Source organism: Oribacterium sinus (assembly GCF_963553175.1).
Classification (GTDB): Bacteria; Bacillota; Clostridia; order Lachnospirales; family Lachnospiraceae; genus Oribacterium; species Oribacterium sinus_B.
Window position 1 is genome coordinate 1 of record NZ_CAUVME010000016.1, and the last position, 22,330, is coordinate 22,330.

The 22,330-nt window shown below is 43.6% G+C and carries 18 protein-coding genes and 1 pseudogene; 16 read left to right on the forward strand and 3 right to left on the reverse strand.

The genetic code is table 11. The features are described from left to right. Positions 1-254: 254 nt before the first annotated feature. The gene (locus RYO92_RS05945) at positions 255-782 is read left to right on the forward strand and encodes a GNAT family N-acetyltransferase (RefSeq protein WP_183681690.1); all 528 of its coding nucleotides are present in this window, start codon (positions 255-257) and stop codon (positions 780-782) included. 76 nt (positions 783-858) lie between these two features. Here the strand turns inward: RYO92_RS05945 and RYO92_RS05950 are convergent, their stop codons facing one another. The 3 genes and pseudogenes from RYO92_RS05950 to RYO92_RS05960 all read right to left on the reverse strand — a co-directional run. Beyond that, entirely contained in the window at positions 859-1,584 is a 726-nt protein-coding gene (locus RYO92_RS05950; protein WP_315369782.1) for an SDR family NAD(P)-dependent oxidoreductase, read from the reverse strand. A gap of 142 nt (positions 1,585-1,726) precedes the next feature. Then, entirely contained in the window at positions 1,727-2,746 is a 1,020-nt protein-coding gene (locus RYO92_RS05955; RefSeq protein WP_315369783.1) for a glycosyltransferase family 2 protein, read from the reverse strand. 530 nt (positions 2,747-3,276) lie between these two features. Continuing rightward, a pseudogene (locus tag RYO92_RS05960) lies at positions 3,277-3,561 on the reverse strand (UPF0236 family transposase-like protein); the annotation flags it as partial. A 441-nt stretch (positions 3,562-4,002) separates the two neighbouring features. Here RYO92_RS05960 and RYO92_RS05965 point away from each other — a divergent pair. The 15 genes from RYO92_RS05965 to ilvD all read left to right on the forward strand — a co-directional run bounded on the left by RYO92_RS05965 (position 4,003) and on the right by ilvD (position 22,047). Continuing rightward, a complete protein-coding gene (locus tag RYO92_RS05965) occupies positions 4,003-4,740 on the forward strand; it encodes an ATP-binding cassette domain-containing protein (RefSeq protein WP_315369784.1) in 738 nt (245 codons plus the stop codon). 18 nt (positions 4,741-4,758) lie between these two features. Next, a complete protein-coding gene (locus RYO92_RS11225) occupies positions 4,759-5,358 on the forward strand; it encodes an ABC-2 transporter permease (protein WP_183681701.1) in 600 nt (199 codons plus the stop codon). 360 nt (positions 5,359-5,718) lie between these two features. Next, positions 5,719-6,042, forward strand: a complete 324-nt coding sequence (gene rimP, locus RYO92_RS05970) for a ribosome maturation factor RimP (RefSeq protein ID WP_315369785.1) — start codon at positions 5,719-5,721, stop codon at positions 6,040-6,042. 98 nt (positions 6,043-6,140) lie between these two features. Continuing rightward, positions 6,141-7,313 (forward strand): transcription termination factor NusA, encoded by a 1,173-nt coding sequence (gene nusA / locus RYO92_RS05975; protein ID WP_007155789.1) that lies wholly within the window; start codon positions 6,141-6,143, stop codon positions 7,311-7,313. A 98-nt stretch (positions 7,314-7,411) separates the two neighbouring features. Beyond that, complete coding sequence (gene rnpM, locus RYO92_RS05980; protein WP_007155791.1) at positions 7,412-7,678, forward strand: RNase P modulator RnpM; 267 nt, start codon at positions 7,412-7,414, stop codon at positions 7,676-7,678. Then, positions 7,668-7,991, forward strand: coding sequence for a L7Ae/L30e/S12e/Gadd45 family ribosomal protein (locus RYO92_RS05985; protein ID WP_314328833.1), 324 nt, complete (start codon positions 7,668-7,670; stop codon positions 7,989-7,991). Before rnpM ends, RYO92_RS05985 begins: the two co-directional genes overlap by 11 nt. Continuing rightward, on the forward strand, positions 7,978-10,665 hold the full coding sequence (gene infB, locus RYO92_RS05990; protein WP_315369786.1) for a translation initiation factor IF-2: 2,688 nt from the start codon (positions 7,978-7,980) through the stop codon (positions 10,663-10,665). The genes RYO92_RS05985 and infB overlap by 14 nt, the downstream gene beginning before the upstream one ends. A 63-nt stretch (positions 10,666-10,728) precedes the next feature. Further along, entirely contained in the window at positions 10,729-11,145 is a 417-nt protein-coding gene (rbfA, locus tag RYO92_RS05995) for a 30S ribosome-binding factor RbfA (RefSeq protein WP_007155794.1), read from the forward strand. Beyond that, positions 11,142-12,134, forward strand: coding sequence for a DHH family phosphoesterase (locus tag RYO92_RS06000; protein ID WP_315369787.1), 993 nt, complete (start codon positions 11,142-11,144; stop codon positions 12,132-12,134). Before rbfA ends, RYO92_RS06000 begins: the two co-directional genes overlap by 4 nt. Before the next feature lie 2 nt (positions 12,135-12,136). Continuing rightward, entirely contained in the window at positions 12,137-13,732 is a 1,596-nt protein-coding gene (gene truB / locus RYO92_RS06005; protein WP_315369788.1) for a tRNA pseudouridine(55) synthase TruB, read from the forward strand. Between the two features lie 241 nt (positions 13,733-13,973). Next, positions 13,974-14,240, forward strand: coding sequence for a 30S ribosomal protein S15 (gene rpsO / locus RYO92_RS06010; protein ID WP_007155797.1), 267 nt, complete (start codon positions 13,974-13,976; stop codon positions 14,238-14,240). Positions 14,241-14,425: 185 nt separating this feature from the next. Continuing rightward, entirely contained in the window at positions 14,426-16,531 is a 2,106-nt protein-coding gene (locus RYO92_RS06015) for a polyribonucleotide nucleotidyltransferase (RefSeq protein ID WP_315369789.1), read from the forward strand. Between the two features lie 20 nt (positions 16,532-16,551). Beyond that, positions 16,552-18,006: a glutamate--tRNA ligase gene (gltX, locus tag RYO92_RS06020; RefSeq protein WP_315369790.1), complete on the forward strand. Its 1,455-nt coding sequence runs from the start codon at positions 16,552-16,554 to the stop codon at positions 18,004-18,006. Then, the gene (locus RYO92_RS06025; RefSeq protein WP_331648419.1) at positions 18,006-19,889 is read left to right on the forward strand and encodes an aminoacyl--tRNA ligase-related protein; all 1,884 of its coding nucleotides are present in this window, start codon (positions 18,006-18,008) and stop codon (positions 19,887-19,889) included. The genes gltX and RYO92_RS06025 overlap by 1 nt, the downstream gene beginning before the upstream one ends. A 481-nt stretch (positions 19,890-20,370) precedes the next feature. Further along, entirely contained in the window at positions 20,371-22,047 is a 1,677-nt protein-coding gene (ilvD, locus tag RYO92_RS06030) for a dihydroxy-acid dehydratase (protein WP_304070308.1), read from the forward strand. Positions 22,048-22,330: the final 283 nt, after the last annotated feature.

Consider the following 22,330-nt stretch of genomic DNA (forward strand, 5'->3'; position numbering starts at 1 on the left):
TTTAGCAAAGAAAGCTAAGGCATAGAGAAAAACGCTTTAGCAAAGAAAGCTAAGGCATAGAGAAAAACGCTTTAGCAAAGAAAGCTAAGGTATAGAGAAGAACGCCTTAGCAAAGAAAGCTAAGGCATAGAGAAAAACGCTTTAGCAAAGAAAGTTAAGAAATAGAGAAAAATGGTATTCGGCCTTTATAAAGGGAAGATCGAAAATGGAACGGAAGAATTCTTTGAACAATAAGAGAAGGTAAGGAAGATAAAATGGACTGTGCTTTTGGAAACGAAATTGGCTTAGAGGAAGAAGCGCTTTGCCTCCGAAAGGCGGAGCCTTCAGATTTGGATGCGGTAGCCGGGCTGGAAGCGGAATGTTTTCCCAAGGCGGAGGCGGCTACGAAGGAGCAATTTCAAGAACGCCTGAAAGCCTACAGCAACCATTTCCTTCTTCTTTTTTATGCTGGAAGGCTGATTTCCTTTATCAACGGCTTCGTCAGTAATCAAAAAGATTTGTTCGATGAAATGTATGAAAATGTCAGTCTCCATGATGAAGACGGAGACTGGCAGATGATTTTTGGGGTCAATACCCACCCTGAGTTTCAAAAAAGAGGCATTGCCACAAAGATGATGCAGGTCTTTTTGGAAGAGGCTAAGAAAGAGGGAAGAAAAGGGGCAGTGCTTACCTGTAAAAAAGAAAAAATACCCTTCTACAGTCGCTGTGGCTTTGTCTTAGAAGGGAAGTCTGCTTCTGTTCACGGTGATGCGGAATGGTATCAGATGCGGCGGCGCTTCTAAAGATAAGGAATTGTGCAATACCACAATAATGCTTATATATTCTTAAGGTCACAATTCGATAATCTTTAGAAGCACTTTAAATCCATGCCCCGTCAAAGGGTATCACCTGGGCTGTAAGGTAGAGCGGAGCGTTGGAAAGAAGGTAGAGAAAGTCTGCGGCTTCTTCTACGGTAGCCATTCTGCCGTAGGGAATTTCCTCTTCTAAGCTTTGCTTTTCTTCAGCGCTAAGCCAGGAATTCATATCCGTGTCAACAGCGCCGAAAGCTACGGCATTAACAGAGATGTGAGAAGGGGCGAGCTCTTTTCCCAGAGCTTTCGCAAAGGTGGAGATTCCGCCTTTGGTGAGGGAATAAAGACTTTCCATGGAAGCCCCTACGTTTCCCCAAACGGAAGAACTGAAAAGAATTCTTCCTTCCTTTGCTTTTAAAAGATAGGGCAGGAGGTTTTGGCAAAGGGTGAAGGGTTGTAGGAGATTTGTTTCCAAAAGAGCCTTTGTTTCTTCCTCCCTGTAGTCTTGCAATAATTTGATAGCGTCTTTACCGCTGTTGGCGATAAGAATCAGTTTAGAAAGGCTTTTTCCTTCAAGAATACGGGAAAGGCCTTCTTTTGTGCCCAAATCTTTACAAAGAAAAATTTCCGGACAGTTTTCCGGCAAGTCTGACTGAATTTCCTTTTTCAATTCTTCCAAAAGCGTCCAGTTTTTTTCGCAATTTAATAAGAGGCTGTAACCTTCTCTTGCAAAACGCTTGGCCGCGGCTTTACCGATTCCTCGGGATGCACCGGTAATAATAGCAATGTTCATAGCTTCTTTCTCCATTAAAACAAACTGTTTGTAGAAAAACGAGATGCCATAGGGGGCATCTCGTTTAATAAAAATCTATTTCCTAATGATAGTTCAGTGCCTTCCTGATAAAAGTAAAGCTCTTCAGCGCACAAATACCTTATTAGTTAAAGCCGTAAAACTTCTGTGTCAGCTTATACGCCATAATGGTTAACTTGTTTCCAATCTTTCCGGGAAGATTTACGCCTTGTCCAAGGAAGCCGGAACGCATCCTCCACCATAGGGGGAAGTGCTTCTCTCGAAGCTCTGCCCAAAGCTCTTTCTTTCTTTGCAGGTTTTCCTCTGTACCGGACTTAATGGCCAGAACAGAAGATACGGTGGTAATGATTTCCAAATACAAAATCATATATTTCCGAAGCTTTTTGGGCTGTACCTTAAGGACATCGCAGCAATCAATCATCAGACGGTTTACCCTATACTGCTGGTCCAGACGGGAAATCATAACGGTTTCATTTACGGACTGATCCTCTCTACCGATGTAGTAGTGGTAAAGATTTTGATTTAGATAATAAATCTTCTTTACATGGGGGAGAGGTTCATATACAAAGAGATTATCCACATAGAAGGTATGCTTAGGAAGCTGTAAGCCGCAATCCTTTAGCATTTTGGTCCGGTAAATAACGGAATGCATTAAAATGTACTGTCCCAGGTGAAAGTTCTTCATTTCAGCCCAGCCAAACACCTTATCTTCGGGGAAAGCATTGGCATAGGACATGACCTTTTTATTCTCCTGTCCCACCTTATCGTAGATGAAGTTGGCCACCAGCATGTCAATGGATTCACCGGAAAGGGTTAAATTCCGGATTCTTTCCAAAATATCCGAGAGAACCTTGGAATCTAACCAGTCATCGGAATCCACTACCTTAAAATAAAGTCCGCTGGCATTTCTAAGGCCTGTGTTCACCGCTTCACCGTGACCGCCGTTTTCTTGATGAACAGCCTTGCAAATGCCGGGATATTTCTCTTCGTACTCCTTGGCGATTTCCAAGGTATTGTCTTTTTTGGAACCATCGTCAACAATGATGATTTCTACTTCTTCCCCGCCGGGAAGAATGCTTTCAATGCAGTTCCGCATATAAGCGGCAGAATTATAACAGGGGATTGCAAAACTAATTAATTTCATAAAACCTCACCATAGGGGAAAAGAGGATAGCATACGTTGAATCGTAGAAAAAAATTTCGCCGTTTCTCTATTCTCGTATCTTTCCGTTAAAATGTAGTGTTTTTAATCTTCCTTACTATAGCATAAAGGAAGGAAGAAACAAAGAAGAATCCATGGAGAAAGAAAAGGAAGGTTACTGTCAAGTAATCGTTGGCAACTCCTTCATACAGACTAATGAATGTCTTGCTTCGGGTTAGGCTCTGCCTCAAAGACACACTACGTTTCCTACTCGCTGCACTCGCTTTTGCACTCAGGCTCCTGCGCAAACTCGCCCTTCGGGCTCAAACATGCGCCCGCCTTCGTTGCTAGAGTGCAGCTCCCTACGGAAGCCTCGCGACCGTCTTTTTCGTGCATAGCCTAAGCCCTAGCAAAGATTCTTTAATACCCCGCCATAGAAAGCAACTTCCTGCGATCCCCTCTTATTTCCGTATCAAGCCCCAACATGCGGCCTATGACCGGATACCGGTATCCTTTTCCAATCTTTTCTCTACCCATCCGTCATAAGCGATTGCCGCCTTCATTTCCGCCTTGGGATAGTTTCTTCTTGCACGATCTTTTCCCTGTAGATTAAGCCAAACGCCATCCGCTTCTTCAAATAATACAGGAACTTCCCGGCTCCCCCTTAAATCTTCCTTCTTTCCTGTTTCTACCAGTTCCTTCTCATCATGTACCGGCTTATCTCCAAGAGCCTGAATCACATTCCAGACTGCAGCATGGCTAATAGATAGTCCTGTTGTTTGGCTCAGTTTTTCTGAACAGTTACGATAAGACATTTCTTTCCTCATGTAACTTGCCATCATATCTTTCCAAGATTTCTTGCTCAATCTCCTTGAAACTTATGCCTTTTTCCTCTAACATAGAATTCACCATACAGCTCCTGACCTTAATATTTTTTGCCAACTATAGAATAGGTTATTTCTGTATGATGAAGAAGAGGCTTCGGCCTCTTCCTATTTTTTTGCCAACTAAAATTTTACTCTAAGTCTCTTAACTGTAAATTCTCGCTACTTATGTTAGTGTTGATTTTTTATATTGTTAAACATGCCTATTACATTGTTGACTTCTCTATTTTTATATTGATAAATTGCACAAAAAGTAATACTATAATTATAGGTAGAGCTATCATTGTTCATATAAAATGCTACCAATATTAAGTTGATAGTCTGCCCCAATATTATCTTTAATACTTGTTGGTCACATTTGAATAGGAGATAATCGTGAGCTCTTTATTTTATGCTAAAGTATCAAAGAGGTATCCTGCTTTTGAACTACAGCCATTTGACTTCTATCTCAATGAGTGTGATATAGTTGGGCTAATTGGCGCTAACGGTGCCGGAAAAACTACTTTTTTGAATTTGCTGGAAGGCAGATGCCTTCCGTCATCCGGCGAGGTTTATTACAAAGGCAGGGTTATGAAGCCTATTTCATGGAAAAAAAATCCTGTTGTTTCATTCTATGATGGCATTTGTCCATTTTGCGAGAAGTTTAATCCCAGAGACATTTGCACAGTCATGGCTGATTGGTATCCTAAATGGAGTTCAGAGCAATATTTTGATTATCTGAATTTCCTAAACGTACAGATTATTGCTATAAAGCAAATGTCTCTTGGGACAAAAAATAAATTAATGTTGGCCACCATGCTGGCTCAAAACCCTGAAATATTATTTTGTGATGAATTAACTACCGGACTGGATCCTGTTGCAAGAGAAAAAGTTTTGCATTTATTGAAAGAATATATTAATAAGACACATTCAGCCGTTATCTTCTCCACTCACATTATTAGCGACTTAGAAAAATTTGCTTCCAGAATCATCTTACTCGATAACGGTAAGGTTGTTTTGAATACTGATATTTCTTGCATTTTGGAAGGAAATAAAATTTCTTTAGAAAATGTAGTATATGACTATCTAAGTAAATCCACTTTAGCGAAAGGAAATGATAATTTAATTTTGTAATTATCAAATGAATAATATATGAAAGGGTTGCTTTATAAAGATTTTAAGTCCATTTTGAAGTTAATATCCCCTGTATATTTAATGTCTCTTATTCCAATTATTGTCTATATTGGAAAAGATATGTTTCTGTTTATGTTCTCCATAATTATTGGGATATTATTCGGAATGCAAGTTTCAATAACTATTTCCGTAGATGAAAAAACAAAACTTGTTAATTATTATCGTATACTACCACTTTCCTATCATGTCATTGCTATGGAGAAATATATTTTCACGCTCATCATTTCTCTCCTTACAGGTATCATAATCTTCCTTGTTACTTTCAGTTATTCTGGACAGCTTAGCCTTTTGTATCCATTCATTGGTTTCTACGTTGCGCTAATTTATAACATGATAGTAATTCCCGCATCATTTTATTTTGGTGTAGAAAAAGGAAGATATATCCTCATAGGATTTACCATTCTTCCTATTATCATTACAAAATTTAATAATGTTTTATTAAAACTATATTCTATTCTTCAGACCAACTTGATTGCATTAGCAGTGATTTTACATTTGATTATTTTTGTCATCTCATACGTAATTTCAGTAAAAAGCATTGAAAAATATCGCATATAATTTCGATTTATAAAACATCAGACAGGCATAGTTCTTGCCGCCTCGGTTGGTTTTATGTGGTAACTTAATTTTACCGACGGCAATAGACTATGTCTGATAACATTGTACAGCTCAATGAGGATCTTATAAAGAGCAAGTCAAGGATCTGGTACGCGGTAGATGCAAAAATGGGGATAATCGAAGAAATATTTAAAAAGAGACATGGATCAATATTTATAGAAGAAAAAATGCTGTGAAAAGTGAAGAAAAACAAAGAAAAGGCTTGTTTTTTCATTGCTTTCGTGTTAGTGTGTAACAGTATTTGTAACGTAGGAAGGGGCAAGCAGCAGCTTGTCCCTTTTGCTTGAATGGAGCGTTGGCATGGAAATTGAGAGAACGAAAGCGTATTTGGAAGAAATTCTTCCCGGAATGGGCTATGTACTGGATAGTGTGACTTTTACCCTGGAGGCAGGAACCCATTATCTTAGAGCATTTATTTTTAGAGAAGACGAACAGGACATGACGGTCAATGACTGTGCCATGGTTTCCAGACGGCTGTCCAAGTGGTTGGATAAGGAAGACTTTATCGAAGAAGAATATATTTTGGAAGTATGTTCTTTAGGCTTTAAGGATAATCCGGGGGGAGAGGAGCTTTCCGAAGTGGAAGAAGAACTGCTTTCCGAGGAAGAAGCTACGGAAGAGTAAATTGTAAAGCACAAACAGGTGAAAGTATAATACAGGCGGAATAAAAGGCGGTTAGGATAGAAAACGCCTGATGATAAAAATAAAGAGGAGTAAAAACGATGAACGAGGAATTACGCTTAGCGCTAGACATGTTAGAGAAGGAAAAGAAAATTTCCAAGCAGGCTTTAATTGAGGCTATCGAGCTTTCATTACAAACCGCTTGCAAGAATCACTTCGGTTCCGCAGACAATGTGCACGTAAGCATGAATCCGGACACTGCAGTGTTTTCCGTATTGGCAGATAAAACAGTTGTAGAGAAGGTGGGAGACAAGTCCACAGAAATCAGCTTGGAAGAAGCCCATGAAATGGATCCTTCCTATACCTTGGGAGATGTGGTGCAGGTACCCATTGATTCCAAGTCCTTCAGTAGAATTGCAGCCCAGAATGCCAAGGGCGTGATTGTGCAGAAGATTCGTGAGGAAGAGAGAAAGAACCTCTTTGAAGAATATTATGCTATGAGCAAAAAGATTTTCACCGCCCTTGTGGAAAAGAATACCGGAAGAGCTCTGATTATGAATTTGGGCAAGGTAGATGGTTACCTTGCGGAAGCGGAGCAGATTCCGGGAGAGAATTTGACTCCCGGACAAAGAGCAAAGGTCTATGTGGTGGAAGTGAAGGACAGCCCCAAGGGACCAAAGCTAATGCTTTCCCGTACCCATCCGGAGTTGGTTCGTAAGCTGTTCTTTGAGGAGGTTTCCGAGCTTAGAGAAGGCATTGTGGAGATTAAGTCCATTGCCAGAGAGGCAGGTTCCCGTACCAAGATGGCAGTCATTTCCAATGAAGAGGATGTGGATGCAGTGGGTGCCTGTGTAGGTCTTAACGGAAACCGTGTAAATACCATCGTGGAAGAGCTTCGGGGAGAGAAGATTGATATTATCAACTATGATGAGAACCCGGCATACCTGATTGAGAATTCCTTATCCCCGGCTAAGGTAATCGCAGTTATTGCGGATCCGGACAACAAGGAAGCTTTGGTCATTGTACCGGATAATCAGTTGTCTCTGGCCATCGGTAAGGAAGGACAGAACGCAAGACTTGCGGCAAAGCTGACCAATTACAAAATTGATATTAAGTCCGAGTCTCAGGCTCAGGAACAGGGAATCTTCGATGAAATGGGAATTGATTACCATGGAGAAAGCCTGGAGGAAGAAGATTTAGGCTATGATGAGGACTATGAGGATGCTTCCTATGAAGAAGGGGAAGAGGAAGCGGAAGCTTACGAGGAAGAATAAATAAAAGAGAGACTTGGTTTTCGAAAAAGGATTGGTCTTTTTCGAAAAGCATTTTCATAGAACCGATAGAACCATAGGGATGTTTTCCGGGAGGGAAAATGAAGGTAGAGCCACAACGAAGCTGCATAGGCTGCGGAGAAAAGAAGGACAAAAAGGACTTGCTTCGGATTGTCCGTTCTCCGGAGGGGGAATATGCCGTGGATTTGCAAGGAAGAAAAAATGGAAGAGGCGCTTATCTTTGCAAGAATCTTTCTTGCCTGGAGAAGGCTGAGAAGAAAAAGGCTTTTTTCCGTTCCTTCAAGGAAGCAATCCCCAAGGAAGACTTGGATAGACTGAGGGAGGAAATCAAAGAAATTGCAAAATAAGATATTGGGACTCTTGGGTTTGTCCATGAAGGCCGGAAAGGTCAAGGCGGGAGAGTTTTCCGTAGAAAAGTCCATTAAAGCCCATAAGGCCAAATTGGTGCTGGTGGCTGCCGATGCTTCGGAAAATACGGAAAAAAAATTCCGACAAAGTTGTTTTTATTATCAGATTCCCATATTTTCCTTCGGAACGAAGGAGGAGCTGGGGAGAGGGATTGGAAAGGAAATGCGTTCTTCTCTTTGTATAGAGGATGAAGGCTTTGCAAAGAGAATGATTGAGATTTTAGATGGAGGGAATGCGGATGTTAGAAGATAATAAGAAAGAAAATATTGAACAAAAAAGTGAGGAAGCTCCCGTTAAAAAGAAAAAATTAGCGGTAGTTTTCCATTCCCAAAATTCGGTGAATCACAAGAATCATCCTCTGGGAAGAACACAGTTTTCCGATAAGGCAAAGGCCAAGGTAAAGAAGGAAGCAGGGAAAGAGGAGGGAGGAAAGAAATCCCCCAATGGAAGACCCTTGCCTCCCGGAACTGCAAGGGTTACTCCTTTGAAGGCTTTAAATGCTATTCAAAAAAAACAGGCTGAAGAGGAGAAGAAGCTGGAAGAGGAAAGAATCCTTTTAGAAAAGCAGGAAGCGGAAAGAAGAGCCCAGGAAGAAGCTGCAAAGGCCAAAGAAGAGGCGGAAAAGAAGGCTTTGGCGGAAAAGGAGAGTCAGGAAAAGGCGAAGAGACCCACTATTTCCGGAATCAAACCTTCCGTTTCCGGAATTGCGGCTAAACTTGTTCCCGGAAGAAGTCAGAGTAGAGAGGCTACAGGAGAGCGCAGAAGTAGTGGCTTCGGAACAGGAAAGCCTGCAGAGAAGAGATTTACTCCCGGAGGAAGAAGCGATAGTCGTGGAGAAGGCAGAAAGGATGGGGATTTTGCAGGAAAGCCCCGTTTCGGTGCTACGCCTAAAAAGCCTGCTATTGCTGCGGCTCCGGAGATTGTGGAGAAGCAAAGCAGAATCAAGCATGATGCTACAAAGCCTCAGAAGAAGGTTTACGGAAACAAGAGCTTTGAAAATGAAAAGGCCAACATTTCCCAGAAGAATCGTGCTGCCAGAAAGCAGAATAAGTACGGCGCTACCCAGTCCTACGAGAGAGATGAGCAGGTAAAGGTAAAGAAGACCGGAAAGGGTGCATTTATTAAGCCGGAAGTGGTGAAGGTTGCGGAAGAAACCATTAAGTCCATTACTTTACCGGAGGTAATTACCATTAAGGAATTGGCGGATAAGATGAAGCAGAAGTCTGCGGACCTTATCAAGAAGCTTTTCTTAAAGGGACAGATGGTTACCCTGAATACGGAATTAACGTATGAAGAGGCGGAAAATATTGCGGTTGAGTACGACATCCTTTGTGAAATGGAAGAGAAGGTAGATGTTATCGCTGAGCTGGTACAGGATTCCGAAGTGGATGAAGAGAAGGATTTACAGCCCCGTCCTCCTGTAGTAGCGGTTATGGGACACGTTGACCACGGTAAAACCTCTATTCTGGATGCGATTCGAAATACCAATGTGACCAGTAAGGAGCATGGCGGAATTACCCAGTCTATCGGTGCTTATCAGGTAACGGTAAAGGTTAACGACGAAGACAGAGTGATAACCTTCTTGGATACTCCCGGACATGAAGCCTTCACTGCTATGCGTATGCGTGGAGCCCAGTCCACCGATATTGCTATCCTGGTTGTTGCTGCAGATGACGGCATTAAGCCCCAGACCATTGAGGCGATCAACCATGCCAAGGCGGCCAATACAGAGATTATTGTAGCCATCAATAAGATTGATAAGCCTGCGGCAAATATTGACAAGGTAAAGCAGGAATTAATGGCCTATGATTTGGTGGCGGAGGACTACGGCGGAACCACCATTTGCTGCCCTGTTTCTGCAAAAACCGGAGAAGGACTGGAAAGTCTTTTGGAAAATATTGCTTTACAGGCGGATGTGCTGGAATTAAAGGCGAATCCAAACCGTAAGGCCTACGGTGTTGTGATCGAGGCGGAGCTGGACAAGGGAAGAGGTTCCGTAGCCCGTCTTTTGGTACAAAAGGGTACCCTGCATATCGGAGATGTGGTGGCTGTAGGATCTGCCTTCGGTAAGGTTCGTGCCATGATTGACGACAAAGGAAAGAGAATCAAGAAGGCAACACCTTCCATGCCTGTAGAGATTTTAGGATTGAACTCCGTGCCTAATGCGGGAGAAATTTTCCAGGTGAAGGACAACGAGAAGGAAGCCAAGGCTTATGCGGATACCTTTGTTAGTGAAGGAAAGCAGAAGATGGTGGAGGATTCCCGTAAGAAGGTTAGCTTAGATGCCCTCTTTGACCAGATTAAGGCCGGAGAGCTGAAGGATCTTCCGATTGTCATCAAGGCGGATGTACAGGGATCTGTGGAAGCGGTTCGTGATTCCTTACAGAAGATTGAAAATGCGGAAGTTCAGGTGAAGGTGATTCATGCCGGTGTTGGTGCCATCAATGAGTCCGATATTAACCTGGCTATTGCTTCAAATGCCATCGTCATCGGATTTGACGTTAAGCCGGATCCAACCGCAAGAGATATTGCCGAGCGGGAAAATGTAGACGTAAGACTTTACAATGTCATTTATAAGGCTATTGAAGATATTGAGCTTGCCATGAAGGGAATGTTGGCTCCTGTTTATGAGGAAAAGGTTATCGGTCATGCGGAGGTTCGTATGATCTTTAAGTCCTCCGGAGTTGGTGTTATTGCCGGTTCCTTCGTTCTGGACGGAAAGGTACAAAGAGGTGCCAAGGTTCGTTTGACCAGAGGCGGAGAGCAGTTATATGATGGAACCATTGCTTCCGTAAGACATTTTAAGGATGACGTAAAGGAAGTGGGAACCAAGCAGGAATGCGGTATTGTATTAGAAGACTTTACCGATATTCAGGAATTGGATCAGTTGGAAGTTTACGTTATGGAAGAAGTAAAACAGAGATAAGAGGGAGGGGAGCCGAAGGCTCCCCTGTTCCTACTTTTTTAGGAAAGTATAAAGAGGTAAAAAGTGAAAAAACTGAGCTTTAAGAACCAAAGAAGAAATGAGGATGTGAGAAGGTGTCTTTCTCTTTTGATTCGGGAAGAGGTAAAGGATAGCAGGGTTTCTCCCTTCTGTGACGTTACCGGTGTGGACCTTACTCCGGATTTACAATACTGTAAGGTCTTTGTTTCCTGCCTTGGCAGTGAAGAGGAGCTGGGAAAAACCATTGAGGGATTAAAGGCTGCCGGGGGCTTTTTACGAAGAGAATTGGCCGGGAGTCTTAATTTAAGACATACACCGGAACTGCAATTTATTGCGGATCACTCCGTGGAATACGGTTCCAGAATGGATGCTTTGATATCTCAGGTTAGCAAAGAAGATAAGGAAAGAGCTGTGGGGGAAGTAGTAAATCAGGATAATCGCTATAAAGAGGAGGAAGAATGAGAGACAAGCTGGAGGAATTATTAGCTTCTTCCCAACGGATTTGTCTACTGGGACATACCCGCCCGGACGGAGATTGCCTGGGATCTACTCTGGGTTGGAAGAATTATTTAAAGAATCGCTATCCGGAGAAGGAAGCACAGGTTTATTTGATGGAGGCCCATGAGAAATTTTCCTATCTTCCCGGTTTTTCCGACATTCGCCACGACGTGCCAAAGGAGAGTTATGACCTGGCTCTGATTTGCGACTGCGGAGCTTATGAAAGGTTGGGAGAGTTCGGCTCTTTGGCAAAGTCTGCAAAAAACTGTTATGTGGTGGACCATCATGTAACAAGTAATGGGGAGGATTTTCCTTTTCATACTATTTTACCCGATGCCTCCAGTACCTGCGAGGTGAGCTTTGATCTGATGGAAGAAGAGTTTTTCGATAAGGCGGTGGCTACCTGCATTTATACCGGCTTAATCCATGATACCGGAGTTTTTAAGTATAACTGTACTTCTCAGCATACCATGGAGATTGCAGGGAAATGCATAGCTAAGGGAATTCCTTTTTCCTACATCATTGATGACAGCTTCTACATGAAGTCTGTGGATCAGCAGAAAATGACGGGGAAGGTCTTGCAGGATGCAAAGCTTTATTGTGAGGATAGAATCCTGGCTTCTTCCTTAAGCCTAAAGGATATGCGTTCCTTTAATCTGGAACAAAAAGATCTGGACATGGTGGTCAGTATCCTTCGGGAAACCAGAGATGTGGATGGGGTGATTTTCCTCTATGAGGTAGGGAATCAGCTGTATAAGGTGAGCCTACGTTCCAACAACAATGCCTTTGATGTTTCACAGGTGGCGGCCTTCTTTTCCGGCGGAGGACATAAGATGGCAGCAGGTTGTAGCCTAAAGGGCAGTCCGGAGCAGATTTTGGAGAAGCTTTTCGGAGAAATGAGAAAGCAGCTGGACGCAGAGGGCTTCAAAAGCAATAAAAAATGTAGAGAGTAAGCATGGATGGAATTATTAATGTATATAAAGAAAAGGGGATGACCAGCTTCGACGTTCTTCGGGCTCTTCGAAGAATTCTAAGAGAAAAAAAGATGGGGCATACCGGCACCTTGGACCCCATGGCGGAAGGTGTGCTTTTGGTCTGTGTCGGAAAGGCTACCAAATATGTGGATGCTTTGATGGCGAAAGAGAAGATCTATCAGGCGGAATTGACCTTAGGGATCGAAACGGATACGGAGGACATTACCGGAAAGATTCTTTCCGAAGAAGAGGTTTCTATTTCGGAGGAGGATATTGAAAAGATTCTTCCCCGCTTTCTGGGAAAGCAGGAGCAGATTCCTCCCATGTACAGCGCAAAAAAGCTGGAAGGAAAAAAGCTTTATGAACTGGCAAGAGAAGGGAAAACGGTAGAAAGGAAGCCCAGCCAAATTGAAATTTTTGCTCTGGAAATTCTTTCCTATGATTGTCCTAAGCTTCGTTTTCGGATTCATTGCTCCAAGGGAACCTATATTCGTACCCTCTGTAAAGATATCGGAGAAGCGCTGGGGACCAAAGCCTGTATGTCTGCGCTTTTGCGAGAAAAAGTGGGAGAGTTCTCTTTACAGGATAGCTTCAGACTTTCGGAAATTGAAAAGCTGGAAGGAGCAGGGGAAAGAGATACATACTTGCTGCCGCCCCTTTACAGTCAAAAAGACAGCATTTTAACCTTCGGAAAGTTTGATGGTCTTCATCTCGGACACCAAAAAATATTTGAAGAGTTGTTTAAGGAAGGAAAGGCGGAGAATTTAGTGCCTTCCGTTTTGTCCTTTACCACCCATCCTTCGGTTTTATTTTCCGGAGAGCGGCAGGACCTTCTTTGTACGGAGGATGAGCATTATACTCGTTTGCAAAATGCAGGATTTTCCCAGATTTTTCTTTTTCCCTTAACATTGGAAACCGCCAAGATGCCTCCGGAGAAATTTCTAGAGGATATTCTGGTAAAGGCTTTAAAGGTAAAGCACCTTGTGGTGGGAACGGATTGCAGCTTCGGCTATAAGGGAAAAGGTGATGTGGCCTTGCTTCAGGAAAAGGCTGAGGATTTCGGCTATAAGCTGACCGTGGTGGAGAAGGCATTAACCCGGGATGCCACCGGGAAATCCGTAGAAATTTCCAGTACCTATATCCGGAAATGTTTGGAAGAGGGGGCTGTGGAAGAGACGGCAAGGCTTTTGGGACGGTACTATACCCTGTCCGGCACCGTGGTGCACGGAAAGAAAATCGGGCGAAGCATCAATTTCCCCACGGCCAACATTCTCCCGAAGGAAGGAAAGCTTTGCCCCATGGAGGGTGTGTATCATACTCGCGTGCTTCTGGGGAAGGACTACTATGAGGGAATGACCAGCATAGGAAAGAATCCCAGTGTGGCGGAGAATAACCCGCTGACCATAGAAACACATATTCTGGGCTTTCAGGGAGATATTTACGGAGAGAAGCTTCGCTTGGAATTTATCAGCTTTATTCGGGAGCAAAGACATTTTAAGGATATCGAAGAGTTGAAGAGTCAGCTGGAGAAGGATTTGGCCTTTGTAGAGGAAGAGAGTAAAAAGAGGAAGTCGTAAGAATGTCTTTTCCTGGCTTCGTGAAACTTACGGTTTTTGCCAAAGCAAAGTGTGAAAATCCTTGACGAAAGCCGGAAATTCGCGTATTATAGTCTGGCATTTATGGACTGATTTTGGAGAAGAAGAAAAGTTATCATAAAATGCACAGCACTTCGCGTTAGGCCTAGGAAGGCGATTTCCTAACGCCTTCCTCAGTCTAACGTGTGTTAACGCAAGAAATTGCTAAAAAAAGGAGAATCAAATGATTACAAGAGAGAAAAAAGCAGAGTTGGTAGCGAAGTACGGAAGAAAGCCCGGAGACACCGGATCTCCTGAAGTACAGGTAGCGATTCTTACAGAGAGAATCGTTGAGCTTACCGAGCACTTAAAGAGCAATCCTAAGGATCACCACAGTAGAAGAGGACTTCTGATGATGGTAGGTCAGAGAAGAGGTCTTTTAGACTACTTAAAGAAGACCGACTTAGAGGGTTACAGAAGCTTAATCGAGAAGTTAGGCATCAGAAAGTAAGAAGAATCAGGGCGGAAAAGCATGGCTTTTCTGCCCTTTTTTACTGTTCATTTTCTTATTTTCCTGTATAATAGGAATCTATGACAAAAGCTATCCGGAAGGTAGTCCGAGATCACTGAAGAGGCGGTGAACCTCACAGTTTCTTCAGTGGCTTTGGATCTTCCGGATTAAACAAAGGAGGATTTATGTATAAGAGTTATTCAATGGAACTTGCCGGAAGAACCCTGACGGTGGATGTGGATAGGGTTTGCGCGCAAAGTAACGGTGCCGCATTGATGCACTATGGAGACACTACGGTGCTTTCCACCTGTACCGCTTCTGCAAAGCCAAGAGACGGTATTGATTTCTTCCCCCTTTCCGTGGAGTACGAGGAGAAGATGTATTCCGTAGGAAAGTTCCCGGGAGGATTTAAGAAGAGAGAAGGAAGAGCCAGTGACAATGCGATTTTAACCGCAAGAGTTATCGACCGTCCTATGCGTCCTCTCTTCCCTAAGGACTATAGAAATGATGTTTTATTAAACAACCTGGTATTATCCGTGGATCAGGATGCGTCTCCGGAACTCTTGGCGATGCTTGGTTCTTCCCTGTCCACCTGTCTTTCCGATGTTCCCTTTGACGGTCCCTGTGCAACCACCCAGATCGGCATGGTTGGGGGAGAATTTGTGGTAAATCCCGGAAACGGAGAGAAGGCGGTTTCCGACCTTTTATTGACTGTAGCTTCCACAAAAGAGAAGGTTATCATGATCGAAGCCGGAGCTAACGAGCTTCCGGAGGACAAGATGATTGAGGCAATTTATCTTGCCCATGATGTAAACCAGCAGATTATCGGTTTCTTTGAGAGCATTATCGAAGAATGCGGAAAAGAAAAGCACAGCTATGTTTCCAGCGCCATTCCTGAAGAATTATTTGCGAAGATGAAGGAAGTGGTAAAGCCGGAGGAGATGGAGAAGGCTGTATTTACCGATGATAAGGCGGAAAGAGATGCCAATGTTTCCCTTCTTAGTGAAAGATTGGTAGAAGCTTTCCAGGATGATGAGGAAGCCTTAGCCATTTTACCGGATGCCATCTATCAGTATGAGAAGAAGACTGTTCGCAAGATGATTTTAAAGGATCATAAGAGACCGGACGGAAGAGCCATCGATGAGATTCGTAAGTTAGAGGCTGAGGTAGATCTTCTCCCCAGAGTACATGGTTCTGCCATGTTTAAGAGAGGACAGACCCAGATTATGAATATTACTACCCTGGCACCTCTTTCCGAGGTTCAGAAGGTAGAAGGTTTAAATGAATTTGAAACGGAAAAGCGTTATTTACACCAGTATAACTTCCCCGGATATTCCGTAGGAGAGGCTAAGGCTTCCAGAGGTCCCGGAAGAAGAGAAATCGGTCACGGTGCTTTGGCAGAGAAGGCTTTAATCCCTGTACTGCCTTCCGTGGAAGATTTCCCCTATGCGATTCGTTCCGTTTCCGAGACTATGGAGTCCAACGGTTCTACTTCCATGGCTTCCACCTGTGCATCCTGTATGTCTTTGATGGCTGCCGGTGTTCCTATTAAGAAGCCTGTTGCCGGAATTTCCTGTGGTCTTGTAACCGGAGACAGCGATGATGAGTATTTGGTACTTACTGACATTCAGGGCTTGGAAGACTTCTTCGGGGATATGGACTTTAAGGTAACCGGAACAGAGGACGGAATCACTGCTATCCAGATGGATATTAAGATTCACGGCCTGACTCGTCCCATCGTGGAAGAGGCTATTCGCAGAGCAAGAGAAGCAAGACTCTTTATTATGAACGGTGTTATGAAAGAAGCGATTGCAGAGCCTAGAGCGGAGCTTTCTCCCTATGCACCGAAGATTTTGACTATGTCTATCAATCCGGAGAAGATTGGAGATGTTATCGGAAAGCAGGGTAAGACCATTAACGGTATCATCGAAGAAACCGGCGTGAAGATCGATATTGATGATAACGGAACTGTTTCCATTTCCGGAACAAACCTGCCTGATTTGGAAAGAGCGAAGAAAATCATTGAGTCTATTGTAAACGATATTGAGCCGGGACAGATTTTTGAAGGAACCGTAGTCAGAATGATGGATTTCGGTGCATTTGTACAGTTAAGCCCCAACAAGGACGGCATGATTCACATTTCCAAGCTATCTGACCAGAGAGTGAATAAGGTAGAGGATGTGGTTCATATCGGCGATAAAGTTCGTGTAAAGGTTCTGGAAGTGGATAAGATGGGCAGAATCAACCTTTCTATGCGCCCACAGGATTTGGTAGAGAAGCAGGAAGCGTAAGCACAGCTTAAGGGGGAAAAATGAAGATTAGAACGAGATATGCACCTTCCCCTACCGGAAGGATGCATGTGGGAAATTTGCGAACCGGCATGTACGCCTATTTGATTGCCAAGCATGAGGGAGGTGACTTCCTCCTTCGTATTGAGGATACCGACCAGGAAAGAGAAGTGGAAGGCGCTGTGGATATTATCCGTAGAACCCTGGAAGCTACAGGACTTTTCTGGGACGAGGGGCCGGATAATCCCGGAGACTGTGGACCTTACGTGCAGTCGGAACGAGTGAAGACCGGCGTTTATATGGACTATGCCAAGAAGCTGGTGGATAAAGGAGAGGCTTACTACTGCTTCTGTGACGAGGAACGTTTAAAGAGCCTGCAAACCGAGGTAAACGGAGAGACGCTTTTCCATTATGACAAGCATTGTCTTTCTCTTACTAAAGAAGAGGTGGAAGAGAAGTTAAAGCAGGGCCTGCCCTTTGTTATTCGCCAGAATAATCCGACAGAAGGCAGCACTACTTTCCATGATGAGCTTTACGGGGATGTTACCGTGGAGAACAGCGAACTGGACGACATGGTGCTGATTAAGTCCGACGGCTATCCTACCTATAACTTTGCCAATGTTATAGATGACCATTTGATGGGGATTACCCATGTGGTTCGTGGAAACGAATATCTCTCCTCCAGCCCTAAGTACCAAAGACTCTATGATGCCTTCGGTTGGGAGTCTCCGAAGCTGATTCATTGTCCTTTGATTACGGATGAGAATCATAAGAAGTTATCCAAGAGATCCGGACACTCCTCCTTTGAGGATTTGATTGACCAGGGCTTTGTGGCTGAAGCGGTGGTAAACTTTGTGGCTCTTTTAGGCTGGAGCCCTGAGGAAAATGAAGAGATTCTTTCTTTAGAGGATTTGGTTCGACTTTTTGATTATCACAGAATTTCCAAGAGTCCTGCGGTTTTCGATATGGGTAAGCTTCGTTGGATGAACGGAGAGTACATCAAGAAAATGGACTTCGACAAGTTCTATGAGAGAGCTCTCCCCTTCGTGAAAGAAGCTGTAGGTGAGGGATTGGATCATAAGAAGATTGCCGAGATGGTAAAGAGCAGAATCGAAATCTTCCCGGACATTCCCGAGCAGGTTTCCTTCTTTAAGGAAGTACCGGACTATGAGCTTTCTCTTTATGAAAATAAAAAGGCAAAGTGCAATTTAGAGAATTCTTTAAGCCTTCTGGAAGAGGTTCTTCCTTTATTGCAGGAGGAAAATGACTACAGTAACGACCATTTGTATGAGAAATTACAGGCCTTCGGTCAGGAAAAGGGCTATAAGACAGGCTTTATGATGTGGCCTATCCGTATTGCCCTTTCCGGAAAGCAAATGACTCCTGCAGGAGCCACAGAAATTCTTTCCGTACTGGGTAAGGAAGAATCCTTAAAGAGAATTGAAAAAGCAATAGAGAGATTAAAAGAAAAGAGGTAATGGCATTGGATAAGCAGGAATTTTTAGAGAGATACAGACATTCTCTTGCACATATTTTAGCAAAAGCCATGGTGGAGCTGTATGGTCCGGAGGTACAGTATGCGATCGGACCACAGATTGAAGATGGTTGTTATTATGACTTTGCTCTGCCCAAGTCCTTGTCCGAGGAGGATTTTAAGACCATTGAGGACAAGATGAGAGAAATCATCAAAAGAAGAGAGAACTGGACCAGAGAGGAGCTATCCCGCGAGGCGGCCTTGGCGCTCTTTGATAAACAAAAGTTCAAAAAGGAGCTGATTCAGGATCTTCCTGCCGATGAAGTCATCAGCATTTATCGTACCGGCGATGATTTTGTGGATCTTTGCCGGGGACCTCATGTGGAGAATTCTCAGGAACTCATGAATGTGGCCTTCCAGATTAAATCCATTTCCGGAGCTTACTGGCGTGGAGATGAGCACAGAGATCAGTTACAGCGTGTTTATCTTTTTGCCTTCCCGGATAAGAATGCCTTAAAGGAGCATTTGAAGTGGTTACAGGAAGCCCAGGAGAGAGACCATAAGAAGCTGGGTAGCCAGCTTGACCTCTTCATGTTTGATGAGACTGCTCCCGGAATGCCATATTGGCTTCCCAGAGGTTGGAAGATGTATCAGGCGCTTTTAGCCTATTCCAGAAGTGTGCAGGCAAAGCACGGTTACACGGAGATTTCCGCACCCCTTATCAATAATAAGAAATTATGGTTGATTTCCGGACACTGGGCACACTACATTAACAATATGTTTATGGTTCCCGGCATTTCCGGCTGGTTAAAGGCTGATGCTGACCTTTCCGGTGTACTGGAGCATCCTACTGATGCCAGTCTTGGGGAGAAGATTGTAAAGATTCAGGCAGGCTCTGTAATCTACAATCGTGAGAATATTGATACCATGGCGGCAAAGCCCATGAACTGCCCTAACGCCATGATTACCTATAAGAGAAGAAATCGTTCCTATAAGGAGCTTCCAATTCGGTATTCCGAGTATGATGTACTCCATAGAAAGGAAAAATCCGGACAAATGAACGGACTTTTCCGTGTACAGGAGTTCCGTCAGGATGATGACCATACCTTCGTAATGGAATCTCAGATTGAGGCGGAAATTGCGGACATCATCTCCATTGCGGATGAAGTATACAAGACCTTCGGTGTTACTTATCGTGCAGAGCTCTCCACAAGACCTGATGATTTCATGGGAGATATCGAGGTTTGGGATAGAGCGGAGGCTGCTTTAAAGAAGATTCTCACCGACAAGTACGGAGAGGGCGGTTTTGAAATCAATGAAGGAGACGGTGCCTTCTACGGACCAAAGATTGACTTACAAATTAAGGATGCTTTGGGAAGAGAGTGGCAGTGTGGAACTATCCAGCTGGACTTCCAGCTTCCTCACAACTTTGGCTTAACATACCAGACTGCTGAAGGAAGCACCGCTATGCCGGTGGTAATCCATAGAGCAATTTACGGTTCTCTGGAACGTTTTATCGGTATTATTATCGAGAACTTCAAGGGAAGCTTCCCTTTCTGGTTAAGCCCTGAGCAGGTAGGCATCGTACCGATTCGAGAAGAGCATAACGACTACGGAAAAGAAGTTTATGATGCTCTGACGGAAATCGGAATTCGAGCTGAAGCTGATTACAGTGACAAGAACATGAAGGAGAAGATTAAGGGCTATAAGAACTATAAGAATCCATATATTCTTGTGCTGGGAGACAGAGAAAAAGAAGAAAGAACCGTATCCATCAATATGCGCGGTTCCAATAAGCAGATTAACAATGTTCCATTAGATGCTTTCTTAAAAGCTTGTGAGAAGATGCAGAAGGAACACAGCTTAGAGCTGATGGATGAGTTTTAATGAATTTGTTCTAAATATAATAGAAAAATAGAGACAGAGATAGAAGAATGATTTATCGCTTTTTGCAGTATAACTTGGAACAGGGGCACGCTCTCGCTAAGCTCGCCTCGTAGCGGTTCTAAGCTTTCAAAAGACAAAAGCTAAGAACCGACGGGCTCACATTACCCCTTATTCTCAAGCTATACTGCAAAAAAGCGTAGTACAGATTCGTTCTTCCTCTGTCTATTTTATTTGAAAATATTTAGAAAAAATTCATGGAAAACTCAAAAAAAACATCTGCTCAAAGCTGTTAATGCGGTATAATAAAAAAGTTTTTATAGAAATAGGTATATAGAAGCATTATTGTACAAGGTTTCTGTTTTACAAGAAGATTATATGTAAGAGATAGCTAAGGATCTATATCTTCTATTTAAAGGAATATCTTGATGTAAAATGCTTATTTTATTACCGGAATCAAAAGCATTTAGAGTAAGGAGAGTCTATGAATAGTGAGCATGTGAGAGAAGGGGTACAGTCTGCGCCTCATAGAAGTTTATTTAATGCCTTAGGCTATACCAAGGAAGAGATGAGAAAGCCCATGATTGGTGTGGTTTGTTCTTATAACGAAATCGTACCGGGGCATATTAATCTGGATAAAATTGCGGAAGCGGTAAAGATGGGTATTGCGGAAGCCGGCGGTATGCCGGTGGAGTTCCCTGCCATTGCGGTTTGCGATGGTATTGCCATGGGACATACCGGCATGAAATATTCTCTGGTTACCAGAGACTTGATTGCGGATTCCACAGAATGTATGGCAAGGGCACACCAGTTTGACGGTTTGGTCATGATTCCGAACTGTGATAAGAATGTGCCCGGTCTTTTGATGGCAGCAGCCAGAGTAAATATCCCTACGGTTTTCGTATCCGGCGGACCTATGCTTGCCGGTAAAGTAAGGGGAGAGAAGCGTTCTCTTTCTTCCATGTTTGAAGCTGTGGGAGAGTATGAGGCAGGAAAGATTAATATGGAGGAGCTGAAGCTCTATGAGGAAAATGTTTGTCCTACCTGCGGTTCCTGCTCCGGTATGTATACCGCCAACTCCATGAACTGTTTAACAGAGGTTATCGGTATGGGACTTCCCGGAAACGGAACCATTCCTGCGGTTTATTCTGCTCGTATTCGTTTGGCAAAGATGGCGGGCTATGCCATCATGGATATGATTGAGAAAAATATTCGCCCCAGAAGCATTATGACAGAGGCGGCATTCCGAAATGCGCTTACGGTAGATATGGCTTTGGGATGCTCCACCAACACCATGCTTCATCTTCCTGCCATTGCTCACGAATGCGGCATTGAGTTGAAGGTGGAAAATGCCAACGAAATCTCTGCAAAGACTCCGAACCTTTGCCATTTGGCTCCTGCAGGCTATGCCTATATGGAGGATTTGAACGAAGCTGGCGGTGTTTATGCGGTGATGAAGGAGCTGTCCAAGAAGAATCTTTTGGACCTTTCCGGCATTACTGTTACCGGAAAGACTATGGAGGAAAATATCGCCCATGCCAGAAATAAGGATGAGGAGATTATTCGTCCTATTGATAAGCCCTTTATGCCTATCGGGGGTATTGCGGTGCTGAAGGGAAATCTGGCTCCGGATACCGGTGTGGTAAAGCGTTCCGCAGTGGCTCCGGAAATGATGGTGCATGAAGGACCTGCCAGAGTCTTTGATTGTGAAGAGGATGCCATTGCTGCCATCAAGGGCGGAAAGATTAATCCCGGAGATGTGGTAGTAATCCGTTACGAAGGACCTAAGGGCGGTCCCGGAATGAGAGAGATGTTGAATCCGACCTCTGCCATCGTGGGTATGGGCCTGGGCAGTACCGTGGCTCTGATTACAGACGGTCGTTTCTCCGGCGCTTCCCGTGGCGCTGCTATCGGACACGTTTCTCCCGAGGCGGCAGTAGGTGGACCTATCGCTCTGATTGAAGAAGGAGATATAATTTCCATCGATATTCCAAACTATAGCTTGAATGTAAAGCTTAGTGATGAGGAGCTGGAGAAGAGAAGAAAGGCTTGGAAGCCGAAGAAGAGACCTGATCTGGACGGATATCTGGTTCGTTACCGTGCACTGGTTACCAGCGGAAACCGCGGAGCGATTTTAGAGCTTCCAAAGGATTGGGAATAAAGAGATAAGCGAATCTATTACAAAGAATTGGGAATAAAGAGATGAGCGAATCTATTACAAAGGATAAATCTAGAGCGGAAGAGAGATGGATGTATAGCTTCCTGTGAGGAATGAAAACATAGAAAACAAATAAGTTTTAAGGAATTCACTGAAAATTGTATTTTATAAATACGATTCCTCTAAATTTCCTTTCCATGGATTGTAATATTGAAAATATTGAGTAAAATAAGTAGGGTTTGCCTTTTCTCTAAGGTAAACTCTATTTCTTTTCTTTTTTTGGGGG